The 12,749-nt window shown below is 58.1% G+C and carries 14 protein-coding genes; 4 read left to right on the top strand and 10 right to left on the bottom strand.

What is annotated here, in order from left to right; all coding sequences use genetic code 11:
* The first annotated feature begins 56 nt into the window (after nucleotides 1-56).
* The 3 genes from PFY00_RS04680 to truB all read left to right on the top strand — a co-directional run bounded on the left by PFY00_RS04680 (nucleotide 57) and on the right by truB (nucleotide 2,478).
* A complete protein-coding gene (locus PFY00_RS04680) occupies nucleotides 57-488 on the top strand; it encodes a DUF1489 family protein (protein WP_271431338.1) in 432 nt (143 codons plus the stop codon).
* A 119-nt stretch (nucleotides 489-607) separates the two neighbouring features.
* Complete coding sequence (gene yghU, locus PFY00_RS04675) at nucleotides 608-1,462, top strand: glutathione-dependent disulfide-bond oxidoreductase (RefSeq protein WP_271431337.1); 855 nt, start codon at nucleotides 608-610, stop codon at nucleotides 1,460-1,462.
* Between the two features lie 107 nt (nucleotides 1,463-1,569).
* Entirely contained in the window at nucleotides 1,570-2,478 is a 909-nt protein-coding gene (gene truB, locus PFY00_RS04670; RefSeq protein WP_271431336.1) for a tRNA pseudouridine(55) synthase TruB, read from the top strand.
* Here the strand turns inward: truB and PFY00_RS04665 are convergent.
* The 8 genes from PFY00_RS04665 to PFY00_RS04630 form a co-directional block, all read right to left on the bottom strand.
* Nucleotides 2,475-3,296, bottom strand: coding sequence for an alpha/beta fold hydrolase (locus tag PFY00_RS04665; RefSeq protein WP_271431335.1), 822 nt, complete (start codon nucleotides 3,294-3,296; stop codon nucleotides 2,475-2,477). The genes truB and PFY00_RS04665 overlap by 4 nt on opposite strands.
* Entirely contained in the window at nucleotides 3,296-3,973 is a 678-nt protein-coding gene (locus PFY00_RS04660) for a haloacid dehalogenase type II (protein ID WP_271431334.1), read from the bottom strand. Before PFY00_RS04660 ends, PFY00_RS04665 begins: the two co-directional genes overlap by 1 nt.
* An 89-nt stretch (nucleotides 3,974-4,062) precedes the next feature.
* Nucleotides 4,063-4,803 carry an SDR family oxidoreductase gene (locus PFY00_RS04655; RefSeq protein ID WP_271431333.1) on the bottom strand — a complete coding sequence of 247 codons (741 nt, stop codon included), beginning with the start codon at nucleotides 4,801-4,803 and terminating at the stop codon, nucleotides 4,063-4,065.
* A 31-nt stretch (nucleotides 4,804-4,834) separates the two neighbouring features.
* Nucleotides 4,835-5,350, bottom strand: coding sequence for a hypothetical protein (locus PFY00_RS04650; protein WP_271431332.1), 516 nt, complete (start codon nucleotides 5,348-5,350; stop codon nucleotides 4,835-4,837).
* The gene (locus PFY00_RS04645) at nucleotides 5,343-6,785 is read right to left on the bottom strand and encodes an aldehyde dehydrogenase family protein (RefSeq protein WP_271431331.1); all 1,443 of its coding nucleotides are present in this window, start codon (nucleotides 6,783-6,785) and stop codon (nucleotides 5,343-5,345) included. Before PFY00_RS04645 ends, PFY00_RS04650 begins: the two co-directional genes overlap by 8 nt.
* The gene (locus PFY00_RS04640; protein ID WP_271431330.1) at nucleotides 6,763-8,403 is read right to left on the bottom strand and encodes an ABC transporter ATP-binding protein; all 1,641 of its coding nucleotides are present in this window, start codon (nucleotides 8,401-8,403) and stop codon (nucleotides 6,763-6,765) included. Before PFY00_RS04640 ends, PFY00_RS04645 begins: the two co-directional genes overlap by 23 nt.
* Nucleotides 8,400-9,215 carry an ABC transporter permease gene (locus tag PFY00_RS04635; protein ID WP_271431329.1) on the bottom strand — a complete coding sequence of 272 codons (816 nt, stop codon included), beginning with the start codon at nucleotides 9,213-9,215 and terminating at the stop codon, nucleotides 8,400-8,402. The genes PFY00_RS04640 and PFY00_RS04635 overlap by 4 nt, the downstream gene beginning before the upstream one ends.
* Nucleotides 9,212-10,156 (bottom strand): ABC transporter permease, encoded by a 945-nt coding sequence (locus tag PFY00_RS04630; protein ID WP_271431328.1) that lies wholly within the window; start codon nucleotides 10,154-10,156, stop codon nucleotides 9,212-9,214. The genes PFY00_RS04635 and PFY00_RS04630 overlap by 4 nt, the downstream gene beginning before the upstream one ends.
* 109 nt (nucleotides 10,157-10,265) lie before the next feature.
* On the opposite strand from PFY00_RS04630, the gene PFY00_RS04625 reads away from it, so the two are divergent.
* The gene (locus tag PFY00_RS04625) at nucleotides 10,266-11,273 is read left to right on the top strand and encodes a P1 family peptidase (protein WP_271431327.1); all 1,008 of its coding nucleotides are present in this window, start codon (nucleotides 10,266-10,268) and stop codon (nucleotides 11,271-11,273) included.
* 26 nt (nucleotides 11,274-11,299) lie between these two features.
* Here the strand turns inward: PFY00_RS04625 and PFY00_RS04620 are convergent, their stop codons facing one another.
* Complete coding sequence (locus PFY00_RS04620) at nucleotides 11,300-12,088, bottom strand: SseB family protein (RefSeq protein ID WP_271431326.1); 789 nt, start codon at nucleotides 12,086-12,088, stop codon at nucleotides 11,300-11,302.
* Nucleotides 12,081-12,677 carry a uracil-DNA glycosylase family protein gene (locus PFY00_RS04615; RefSeq protein WP_271431460.1) on the bottom strand — a complete coding sequence of 199 codons (597 nt, stop codon included), beginning with the start codon at nucleotides 12,675-12,677 and terminating at the stop codon, nucleotides 12,081-12,083. Before PFY00_RS04615 ends, PFY00_RS04620 begins: the two co-directional genes overlap by 8 nt.
* Nucleotides 12,678-12,749 lie beyond the last annotated feature (72 nt).

Below are 12,749 nucleotides of genomic sequence, written 5' to 3'. Positions count from 1 at the left end.
CCTTGAAGGTCAGAGCCGTTGTTATACCATATTGTGCGTTGGCTGGGGAAGAATCTGTGGATAACTGCGTTCATCTTGTAAAACTGAGCGTCGGCACCGAAAGCGTTGAGTCGCTGACGGCGTGGCAGACCACCTATGCCCAGCGCTTTGACGATGGTCTGCCCCGACACGTGACGCGTATGTGGCCGCGCAGAGAAGCCGAGATCCTCAACGGTGGTTCAATCTACTGGGTTATCAAGGGGTTGATCCAATGTCGCCAGCGCATTGCACGGATGGATCGGGTGACGGGCGCGGACGGCAAAGACCGATGCGCCATTGTTCTGGAACCCGGTCTGATCCGAACCACCACAGCACCGAAACGTCCATTCCAAGGTTGGCGCTACCTGCCGGTCAACGACGCGCCACCCGATTTGCCCAAAGGTCGGCAAAGCGAAGAAGCCCTGCCCCCGGAACTGGCCGGCGCGCTGGCTGAAATTGGCGTTCTTTGAACTTCGGCCACCGGATCAGCCCAGAGCAGGCCTTCTCACACAACCGTCATTTGCGTGACAGGTAGTGGCAATTTGCTCTGTGCCGTTTACGTTGCATCCAAACAGTAAAGGAGCCCGCCATGACCGAAACCTACACCCCTCCCAAAGTCTGGAAATGGGAACAGGAAAGCGGCGGTACATTTGCCTCCATCAACCGGCCCATTGCAGGTGCGACCCACGACAAGGAACTGCCTGTAGGCGAGCATCCGTTTCAGCTCTATTCCTTGGCAACGCCGAACGGTCAGAAGGTCACGATCATGTTCGAAGAGCTGCTGGCTGCGGGGCATGACGCCGAATACGACGCCTGGCTGATCAACATCGGAAAAGGGGATCAATTCGGCAGTGGGTTCGTGGATGTGAACCCTAATTCCAAGATCCCGGCCTTGATGGACCGCTCGGGCGACAAGCCCGTACGTGTTTTTGAGTCCGCGGCAATCCTGATGCATTTGGCGGAAAAATTTAACGCTTTTCAGGGCAAAGCAGAAAACCGGGCTGAAATGCTGTCTTGGTTGATGTGGCAAATGGGCAGCGCGCCCTATCTGGGCGGCGGCTTTGGACATTTCTACGCCTATGCCCCCTACCCCATGGAGTACCCGATCAACCGTTTTGCCATGGAAGTTAAACGTCAGTTGGACGTTCTGGACCGAGCGCTGGCAGATCGGCGTTTCATCTCGGGCGATGACTACACGATCGCCGATATGGCGATCTGGCCTTGGTACGGCCGGACAGTTCATGGCCAAAGCTACAACGCCGGAGAGTTTCTGGACGTGGGCATCTACAAAAACGTCATTCGTTGGGCGGACGAAATCCTTGAACGGCCTGCGGTGCAACGTGGCCGGATCGTGAACAAGGTCAGCGAAGATGAACCTGCGTTGGCAGAACGCCATTCCGCCGCAGACATCGATGCAATCATGGATACCATCGCCAAGTCCTGAGTGATCATGCGAAGACCCGGGGCCGATTGACAGGCCCCGGTGGCCTTGTTACCCCGCCGCCTTCTAGCACGGCCCCAAAAAGGCCGCGGAACAGGCGAGGACACGGCATGGCACGCAAGCGCAAGGGACGCGATATTTCTGGCTGGCTTGTCATCGACAAGCCTGCGGGCATGACGTCGACAGCGGTGGTCAACAAGGTCCGCTGGGCCTTACAGGCCAAAAAGGCTGGCCACGCCGGAACTCTTGATCCGGAAGCGACAGGTGTGCTGGCCGTTGCGCTGGGCGAAGCCACGAAAACAGTGCCCTACATCACCGACGCTCTGAAAGCCTATCGGTTCGTTGTCAAATTGGGCCAAGCGACAAACACAGACGACGCAGAGGGCGAAGTCATTGCATCATCTGACCTGCGTCCAAGCGATGATGAGATCAAGGAAGCCCTCAGCCAGTTCATCGGCGAAATTCAGCAGGTGCCTCCGCAGTTTTCGGCGGTCAAGATTGACGGTGAGCGTGCCTACAAAAGGGCGCGGGATGGCGAAGAAATGGACATCGCCGCACGGCCTCTTTGGGTTGAGGAACTGTTGCTTACGGACCGCCCTGATGCCGATCACGTGGAATTGGAAATGACCTGCGGCAAAGGCGGTTATGTGCGGTCTATCGCACGGGATCTCGGCAAAGCATTGGGCTGCCATGGGCACGTGCTGCGGCTGCGTCGCATCTGGTCCGGCCCCTTTGACGCCGAAGACGGATTGTCGATCGAAGACGTGGATGCGATGGCCCATGCGCCCGAATTGGATAGCCATATTCAGCCGCTGGAAACCGGTCTGTGCGATCTGCCTGAATTGCCGTGTACTCCGGAAGGCGCCACGCGTTTGCGCAATGGCAATCCCGGAATGGTCATCGCATCAAATGTTGAATACGGCGACGAAGCCTGGGCCTCTCTGGATGGTCGGGCTGTTGCCGTCGGTGTCTTCAAGGCGGGCGAGCTACACCCAAGCCGCGTTTTTAATACGGTCTAGCGCAGCATCGCCAGCCAACGGCCCAAAGCATCCAGCGACTCCGGTTCATCCAAAAACGGGATATGCCCCCGACCGGGCACTTCAACGGCAACCATGTCAGGCCGTCTGTTTTGCATTTCGGCAAAACAGTCTTCGCTCAGAAGGTCAGAATTTGCGCCCCGGATTGCGCAGAGTGGCAAACCTGAAAGCGTGTCATACAAAGGCCAGAGATCCGGGGCAGGTTGCGCGCCCCCACCCAGCACAGCATCCCGCAATTTTGGATCATACGGAATGACCAGCCCGTCTTGCCCTTCGCGATAAAGAATGCGGGCTTCGTTTAGCCACCGTTCAGCCGGCACGTCTTCGAACGCGGTCATCGCCGCTGCCCGCTTCTCGGCGGCCTCCTCGAAACTCTTGAACGGTGGATTGCGCCCCAAATATCCCTTGATCACATCCAGACCGCTCGCCGCTATTTCGGGTCCGATGTCGTTCAAGGCGACACCGGTCAGCCTGTCCTTGGCTGTCGCCGCCAAAACCATGGCGATCAGACCACCGCGTGATGTTCCCAAGACCGCGGCTTTGTCGATTCCCAGATGATCGAGCAACTCGATCGCGTCCCGGGCTTCGATCGGTATTTGATAACTTTCATGCGGCCCCCAATCCGATTGCCCTCTGCCCCGGTAGTCCATCCGGACAAGGCGCACATCGGCAAGATGCGGCGCGACATAATCAAAATCATGCGTGTCCCGGGTCAAACCAGCAAGACAGAGCAAGGGAATGCCTTCACCCTGATCTTCGTAGTGCAACGACAATCCGTCAGATGTTTCGAACTTGGGCATCACACCAACTCCGGAATCGTGGTCAAATCTGTCAACACATGTGCAGGTTCGGCCATCAGCCGGTCCATTGGCTGCCCCGCCCGGTTCACCCAAACGGTTTGAAAACCATAGGCCGCCGCACCCGCGGCATCCCAGCCATTTGAAGACACGAACAACACATCCTGCGGTGCGCAGTCAAAGCGATCACCAACCATGTCGTAAACCGCTGAGGCAGGCTTGAATATCCCCACCTCTTCGACTGAAAGCACCCCATCGAGGAACTCGCCAATGCCGGCACTGTCAACCGCGCCATCCAACATGTCCTTGGACCCATTCGACAGGATTGCACAGGTTTTTCCCATCGCTTTGAGCTGGGCCAGCATCATCGGCACCTCGCGGTATGGCGCCAATTCCCAATAGAGCGCCAGCAGACGTTCGCGCAGTTCCAGATCATCAAGACCGGCACGCTCCATCGCCCAGTCGAGACCGTCCTTGGTCACCTGCCAAAACGGGACATAGTCACCCGTCACGGCCCTGAGCCAACTGTATTCAAGCTGTTTGCGACGCCAATCTTCAGCCAACACCGGCCAACAATCAGCCAAGGCCGCCCGCCCCGGTTCCTGAGCAGCAATTCGGGCGGCTGCGGCAACGTCAAACAGGGTGCCGTACGCGTCGAAAACACAGGTCGTGATGGGCATTGGTTTCTCCTCGGTTCCGTTCAGGCTGACAGGACCACTCAGGCAGGCACAGAGCGGTCTGCCTACGATTTACGCAGGTAAAGCCTGGCTCAGATGCAGCGCCCGCCGTCAACTTCCATGCAAACCCCGGTCACCATGCTCGCTTCGTCCGAACACAGGTAAAGCGCAGCATTGGCCATATCCTCGGGATTCGAGAACCGGCCCAGTGGAATGGTCGAAAGAAATTTGGCGCGCACTTCGGGGGTGTCCTCACCCATAAAGCTCTTCAATAGTGGCGTTTCGCCAGCAACAGGGTTCACCGCGTTCACCCGAATTCCGTCCGGGGCCAGTTCCACCGCCATGGCCTTGGTCGCCGTGTTCATCCAGCCTTTGGATGCGTTGTACCAGTTGAGCCGCGGGCGCGGGGAAACGCCAGCCGTGGATGCAATATTCAGGATCGCCCCAGTTCCGCGTTCCTTCATGTGTGGCACAAGACTGCGCGCGGCCAGATAGACCGATTTGCAATTCACGGCAAAAACGCGGTCAAAATCTTCTTCGCTGATGGTTTCCATCGGGGCAGGAAGATGCGTGACGCCGGCATTGTTCACGAGGATATCGACATGCCCCATGACGTCTATCGCGCGCTGCACCATTGCATCAACACTCTCGCCATCCGAAACGTCGACATGATGCGCAATACCGCCGAATTCTTCGGCTACACCCTGCGCATTTTGCGCGTTGATGTCAGCGACCATCACTTGCGCCCCTTCAGACACAAACCGTCGTGCGATGCCCGCACCGAAACCAGAGCCCGCTCCGGTCACAATGGCTGTTTTTCCATCCAGTCGCATGTTCACTGACCTCCCGTTTTGTTGATTATTATCAGGCAGACGCCGGTTTGCGTGCACCCCACACAACCCAAAGCCCGGCCAGCAAGCCAAAGCCCGCGCCGAAGTATGCACCCTCATGCATGAGGGCCGCGCGCAAAAAGCTCCCCTCATCACTGATCCCTGAAGGCAAAGGCAACTGATCGGCAACCTGCGGCGCATAGAGCCCCAGAACCAACCCGATCATCGCGCCAATCAGGGTGCAAATCATCGCGATAACAATCGCTGCGACACCCACAGGCATGACACGGGACGACGGCAAAAGCACGCAGGCGAGACCAAACACCGGCACCCCGAGCATCAAGCCCATCCACCAACTTGCCCTGACACCGACCAAGGCGGCTCCAAGACGGTTTTGAAGATCTTCCGTAACCCCGAACTGCGGAAACTTGAATTCGTAGAAATAACCAGCGCCAACCGAATAGCTGAGCTGATTGTGCAGCGCGCCAAACACAGCTGACACAAGGCACGCAAGGCCCAGCAAAAGCACGAATTGCACAGGTTTAGCCATGACGGGACGCCACCGTTTTCAATGTCGAGAACCCATAGAGTGCCTCAAAACCCTTCTCGCGGCCATGCCCGGATTTCCCGACCCCGCCGAAAGGCAGTTCCACACCGCCTCCGGCTCCGTAATTGTTGATGAAAACTTGCCCTGAATGCAGTGCGCGGGCAAGGCGCATCTGGCGCCCGCCATCGCGGGTCCAGACTGAGGCCACCAGACCATAGTCGGTTCCATTGGCAATACGGACCGCTTCCTCTTCGGTATCAAACGGAATGATGACCTGCACTGGGCCAAAAATCTCTTCCTGTGCCAGTGCGTGGTCTGGCGCCACCGGACCATACAATTGCGCCGGAACAAAATGGCCATCGGGCAAATCAGAACGAATGCTGGCTTCGGCGATCAAAGGCAGGTCTGCAGCACGTTCCTGATAGGCCTGCACCCGCTGCTTTTGCCGCGCATTTATCAAAGGGCCGATGTCGGGATCATCCATCGCGGCGCCTATGCGTTTGGCTTTGTAGGCCTCTGCCATGCGGGACATGACAGCATCAAGCACGCCGCGCTGCACAAGGATACGCGAAGACGCAGAGCAAGTCTGACCCGCGTTCTGCAGGCCCGCGTTGACCAGAAAAGGCAGAGCATCATCAAGATCAGCATCGTCAAAAACGATTTGCGGGCTTTTGCCGCCCAACTCCAACGTTACCGGAACCACGTTTGCTCCTGCGGCGATCTGCACCGCAGCACCGGTTGCAACCGAGCCGGTAAAACTCAGGTGTTGCACCTTGGGATGGCGGGCCAGCGCGGCCCCCGCTTCGGCGCCGAGCCCCGGCACAACATTCAACGCACCATCCGGAAGCCCAGCCAATTGCGCCAGATGGGCAAACATCAAAGCTGTCAGGCAAGCGTCTTCGGCTGGTTTCAAAACACAAGCGTTGCCCATCGCAAGCGCCGCGCCGACAGAGCGGCCGATAATCTGCATGGGATAGTTCCAAGGCACGATATGCCCCGTCACGCCATGCGGCTCGCGCAGCGTGTAAACCGTGTACCCGTCTAGATAAGGAATGGTCTGGCCATGAACCTTATCGGCCGCACCGCCGTAGAACTCACAGTATCGCGCCAAGGCAACCGCATCTGCACGGGCTTGGGTCACTGGCTTGCCGACATCCAACGCTTCGAGTTCGGTCAGCAGTTCAACGTTTTCCAGCACCAACTGGCCCAGCCGGGTCAGAATGCGCCCGCGTTCCAAGGCTGTGCTACGGCCCCAAGCACCTTCCAAGGCGGCCTGCGCTGCATTTACCGCGTCATTCACATCGTCTTCGGTGGCCCGCGCGATATCGCACAGCGTTTCACCGGTCGATGGGTTCCCCAATGCCAGTGTTTGCGCCGTTTTGCGCCACTGACCAGCGATCAATATCTGCGACGGATCAATTGGGATTTGAGGAAGCATCGCGATCTCCTTTTGAGGTGGGATCATAGTTCGGCATCTGCGGCGCCGCCGCAATCAAACTCTGTGTATAGGGGTGGGCCGGATGCTCAAATATCTGTTCGGTTTCACCCTGCTCAACGATTTCTCCGGCCTGCATGACAAGAACGCGATCGGTGATGCTGCGCACAACAGACAGGTCATGGCTGATAAACAGATACGTCAGCCCATAGTCGCGGCTCAACTGTGCCATCAGATCCAGAATCTGAGCACGGACACGCACATCCAAGGCGGAAACCGCTTCGTCAAACACGATGATTTCAGGCTTGATAATCAAAGCGCGCGCAATGGCGATCCGTTGACGCTGACCGCCGGAAAACGCGTGTATGTACTTGTCCGCATCTGTTGCATTCAAACCGACAGCTTCAAGGGCCTCGGCAACAGCGCGCTCTCGCTCAGCCCCGTTTGGTGGACTGTCCAGCAGGTAGAATGGCTCAGTAATCAGCCGCTCAACCCGGTGTCTGGGGTTAAAGCTGCCGTAAGGATCCTGAAACACGACCTGAATTTTGCGCCGCACGGACAAATCCGGGTGTCCCTGCGAGAAAACGGGCTGACCGTCCAAAGTGATCGTGCCTTCCTGAACCGGCTCCAACCCCAGAATGGCACGTGTGAGCGTTGACTTGCCGCAACCGCTTTCCCCGACCAGACCAACCCGCTCACCACGGTTGATGTCAAAACTAACGGATTTGACCGCGCGAAATATCCGCCTAGGGGTAAACAGGCCCGTGCGGCGCACCGGATAGTCGCGGCTGACCCCATGCACGCTCAGAAGCGTTTCATCGGTGTCGACCTCGGCCAAATCAGCCCTGTGTGTCGAAGCTTCGAACAGGGCCCGCGTATAGGGATGGCGCATTTCGGAAAAGAGCGTCCGGGTTGGGCCCTGCTCAACGATCTCTCCGTTGTTCATGACTGCGATGCGATCAGCCATGTCTGAAACCACTGCCAGATCATGTGTGATCATCATCAACGCCATGCCGTCTTCGCGGACCAACTTTTGCAAAAGATCAAGAATTTGCGCCTGCGTGGTCACGTCCAATGCGGTGGTCGGCTCATCCGCAATCAGCAAAGCAGGTCGCAAGGCAATGGCCATGGCAATCACGACACGCTGGCGTTGCCCACCCGACAGTTCATGTGGATATCTCCCCAGCGGAACCGCATCTGGGGGCAAACCAACACGGGTCAGAACCTCAGCAGCCCTCTGTTCCGCTTTGTTTTGAGGCATCGCCGTATGGATCCGGATGGTTTCCGTAACCTGACGGCCAATGGTCTGCACCGGGTTCAGCGCGGTCATCGGCTCCTGAAAAATCATACCGATTTGTTCGCCTCTGATCTCACACAGACGTTTTTCGCTTTGGCCCAGCAACGGCTCGCCCGACAAAGCGATGCCGCCTCGCGCACTGGCGATCTGCGGCAATAACCCCATGGTCGCAAAGGCCGTCATCGACTTGCCCGAGCCGGATTCACCGGTCAGGGCAACAATCTCACCTGCGCCTATCGAAAGCGATACATCCCGCAGGATCTGCTTGCCTCGGATCTCAACGGACAGGTTCGAAATTTCCAGCAATGGAGGCGCTTGAGTCATGTGCGAATAACCCTGAGCCTTGGATCCAGAAGATCGCGTAGACCATCCCCAAGCAGGTTGAGGCCCAGAACCATCAGCACGATCGCAAGTCCGGGAATGATCGCAACATGCGGTGCAAGCGCAACCATCGTCTGGGCATCCGCCAGCATTCTGCCCCAACTGGGGATCGGTGGCTGCGCGCCCAGCCCCACATAGCTCAGACCTGCTTCGGCCAGAATGCCCAGCGAGAACTGGATCGTACCCTGCACGATCAGCAGGTTGGTGACGTTCGGCAAAATATGTTCGACGCTGATCCGCGCCCGGCCTTTGCCCGCAACCCGTGCCGCAAGAATGAATTCCCGGCTCCAATAGGACAGCGCAGCGCCGCGGGTCAGTCGGGCAAAAACCGGGATATTGAAGATCCCAATCGCAATGATCGCATTGATGGCGCCAGCCCCAAAAACGGCGGTGATCAGAATGGCAATGACAAGACTGGGAAAGGCGAAAATCAGATCGTTCATTCGGCTGATGATTTCGTCGAGCCACCCACCGCGCCAGGCTGCTGCCGCCAATCCCAATGGCACGCCAAGGCCCATTCCGATCCCAACTGCCACCAATGCAACAGCAATCGATGTGCGCGCGCCCACCATGATCATTGAAAGAATGTCTCGCCCAAAATGATCCGTTCCCAGGAAATGATCCGCGCTGGGCGGCTTCAGGCGGCCTGCGATGTTCATCGCCTGCACGTCACCCGGCGTCCAGAAAAAGCTGAGAACAGCACCCAGAACAAACAGGCCGGTCAGCATGCCGCCCAAAATCAGCGTCCTGTTCATGTGCGCGCCCTCAACCTTGGATCAACGGCCGCATAGGCCAAGTCCACCATGAAATTCACGATGATAACGGCAAACACCAAAAGCATCACAACCGATTCAACGACGATGAGATCGCGCTGCGTAATCGCTTGAAAAATCAATCGTCCCAGGCCGGGCAGGAAAAAGACCTGCTCGATAATGATCGCCCCGGCAATCAGGAAGGAAAACTGCAGACCAATGATGGTCAAGACCGGGATCAGAGCATTTCTCAACCCGTGCCGCCAGAGGGCCTGGCGGCGCGACAACCCCTTGGCCCGGGCGGTTCTGATGAAGTCTTCACCCAAAATGTCGATTAGCGACGAACGCATAACCCGCGCCAGAATGGCAGCCTGCGGCAGAGCCAGTGCGATTGCGGGCAGGGTCAATGCCTTGATCGCTTCTGCCGGGCTTTCCCAACCGGGAAAGCCCCCCGCAGAAAACCAGCGCAGTTTGATGGCGAATAGCAGCACCAGCAGCATGGCAAACCAGAAATTGGGGATCGCAACACCCAGTTGCGTTGCGCCCATGACGCCGATGTCCGCCGGGCGCCCACGCCGCGACGCTGCGATAATTCCGGCGGGAAAAGCGATCAGCGTCGAAATCATCAGCGCATATATTGCCAACGGCAGGGATATCCAAAGACGATCTGCAATCATGCCAGATACTTCGGTGCGATAGGTGTATGAGGTTCCGAAATCACCCACGAGCATTCCACCGACCCAGTCGAGGTAGCGCTGGAATTTGGGAACGTCCAAACCCAGTTCCGCGCGCAAAGCCGCGATCGTGTCAGGCTGCGCATTGATCCCCAACATAAAGCTGGCCGGATCACCGGGCGCGATTTCGACAACCACGAAAATCACCACCGAAGCGATCAGCAGGCTCACAGCCAGCGAGGTCAAACGTTTCAAAGCATATCGCAGCATGCGGCGCAGGTTAGGGGCGCTTGCGACAGGGGTCCAGCCGCAAAGGACGCGGGCTTGCACCCAATGCGATTTTAAAGAACCATCACGCCACCAAAGAACAGGAGCGACCATGCAACCCGGGCCTAAAAATCTGATCACCGATATCAAGGGCCTGAGGGTAGGCAACGCGCGGGATCCGCTGCGAAAAACCGGAACAACCGTCTTGGTCGGGGATGCACCATTCACGGCTTCGGTTGCAGTTCAGGGCGGCGCACCCGGCACCCGTGAAACAGATCTGCTGGCGCCCGACAAAACTGCCCCCGGTGTGGACGCTTTGGTCCTGTCAGGTGGCAGCGCCTTTGGGCTTGCCGCGGCCCAGGGTGTCATGGATGCACTTTACGAGGCAGGTCGAGGATTTCCTGTGCTCAGCGCGCGCGTGCCCTTGGTGCCCGCCGCCATCCTGTTCGATCTGCTCAACGGTGGGGACAAGGACTGGCAGGAAAACCCATACCCCGCCCTGGGTCGCGCTGCGCTTGCTGAGGCGGACACAGACTTCGAACTGGGAACGCAAGGCGCTGGCAGCGGAGCGCAAACCGCGATGCACAAAGGTGGGCTCGGATCGGCCTCTTTGGTCTTGGAAGACGGTATCACAGTGGGTGCGCTGGTTGCGGTTAACCCACTGGGCAGCGTTACGACACCCAGCGGCCGACATTTCTGGGCATCGCATAGCGAATTCGGAAAGGAATTCGGAGGCTTGGGCCCTGACCCTGCACCGGGTTTCCAACCCTTGCCCGACAGTCGCAAGCTTCAGGCCATGGCAAAGGTCGGCAACACCACGATTGCGGCGGTTGCAACCGATGCCAAACTGTCAAAAGCACAATGCCACAGGATGGCCGTCGCAGCACATGATGGCATGGCACGCGCAATCCAGCCCTCGCACACGCCTATGGATGGTGATTTGGTTTTCGCCGCTGCAACGGGTGAAAAAGACCTCGCGATGCCTGATCTTCAACTCAGCCAGATTGGCCATGCCGCTTCTGTTTGCCTTGCGCGCGCAATCGCAAGGGCCGTCTGGCATGCGCAACCGGAACAAGGTGATACCTTGCCCACACTCCGCGAGGAACTAGGCCTGGTTTAACCAGCGGCGCCATTGGCGCGGTTCATTCAGCGCAGTTTAGGCGGCTTGTCAGGGTTCGTTCCCGGAGCGACCCGTTCCGCGCGGACGCTGACCTGTGGCTGTGGTAAATCAAATCGCAGCGCAACCCCGGCCAATTGCGCGGCCAGCGGGTCACTGTCCCGCAGAAACGCGACGTCCAAAGCCCCGGCGTCCAAACCGGAAAAAACCAGCGCCTCATTGATTGCACGGACCAAGTGATCCTGCGCCCCATCCGGGGCACCCGTGATACCCAGCAAATGGCCTTTGGCACCGCCTTCGTATGTCACTTCAGCCAGGTATGCTTTCCGAGCCAGCCCCTCGGCGGCCGCCAATTTGGCATCCAGTGACGTCAAAAGTGCCTCTGGCAGAGATCGGGGCGCGGCCAGTGTTTCGACCTTGGCTTCCGACTCTGTCGGCGCTGCAGACAAGGTCTGCATCAGCCAGCCCAGCGCTTCATCTGGCAAAAGGATTGCCGATGGGGCCACTTCGAGATTGAGGGCAAGACCAATCCCCTGCCCCGACAACATCTGCGCCAAGGCACGCCCGGACAGCGCAGCATAGGGTACCGGTTTTCCAGCAAAAGCGGACAGGCGTTCTTCAAGATCGAAGGCCAGCACAAACCGTGCATCCTGCACATCGAAGATTTCAGGCGAAACTGAACCACCCTGCGGCTCTTCGGCCAGCATCAAGAACAACTCAGCTGCGGCCAATGCATCGTAGAACCGCAAGCGCAGAGTATCATTCGTTGGATCCGCCTCCATTGCAGCATGCGCGCGATCCAAGGGCGTTTCAGTCATTTAAGGCCTCACTGACACGGGTTCGCAGAACGGGCAGCAAATCTGACTCGAACCACGGGTTGCGTTTGATCCAACCGGTATTGCGCCAGGACGGATGCGGCAAGGGCAAGATCGTCGGCAAATGGTCACGCCATGCGGCAACGGTTTCGGTCACACCAGTCTTTGTCTTCAAATGATAGCGATGGGCATAACCGCCGATCACAAGCATCAAGTCAGCAGCATCCAAGGCATCAAAGACGCTGTCGTGCCATGTCTTGCGGCACAGTGCAGGCGGCGGAAGATCGGACCCAGCATCGTCGTAGCCCGGAAAACAAAACGCCATCGGAACGATGGCAATGCGAGAACGATCGTAAAATGTATCGGCATCAATACCCATCCACGCCCGCAGTCTGTCACCCGACGGGTCGTCAAAAGGCCTGCCACTTTTGTGCACGCGCATCCCGGGCGCCTGTCCCGCGATAATGATGCGCGCCCCGCGCGCAAACCAAACCACCGGGCGCGGTGCATGGGTGGTCGCCGTTTCAGCAAAGCGGTCCGCGCACAGACGGCACTGCGCAATATCTGTAACGAGTTTTCCAAAGGCGTCCATCATAGGCAAAATACGCAATCCGCCACCACGTACAATTCACATGTTCATTTCGAACATTGTCGAAATAACAGT

Source organism: Thalassococcus lentus (genome assembly GCF_028023555.1).
Classification (GTDB): Bacteria; Pseudomonadota; Alphaproteobacteria; order Rhodobacterales; family Rhodobacteraceae; genus Thalassococcus_A; species Thalassococcus_A lentus.
This window is presented reverse-complemented; position numbering and strand designations above follow the sequence as displayed.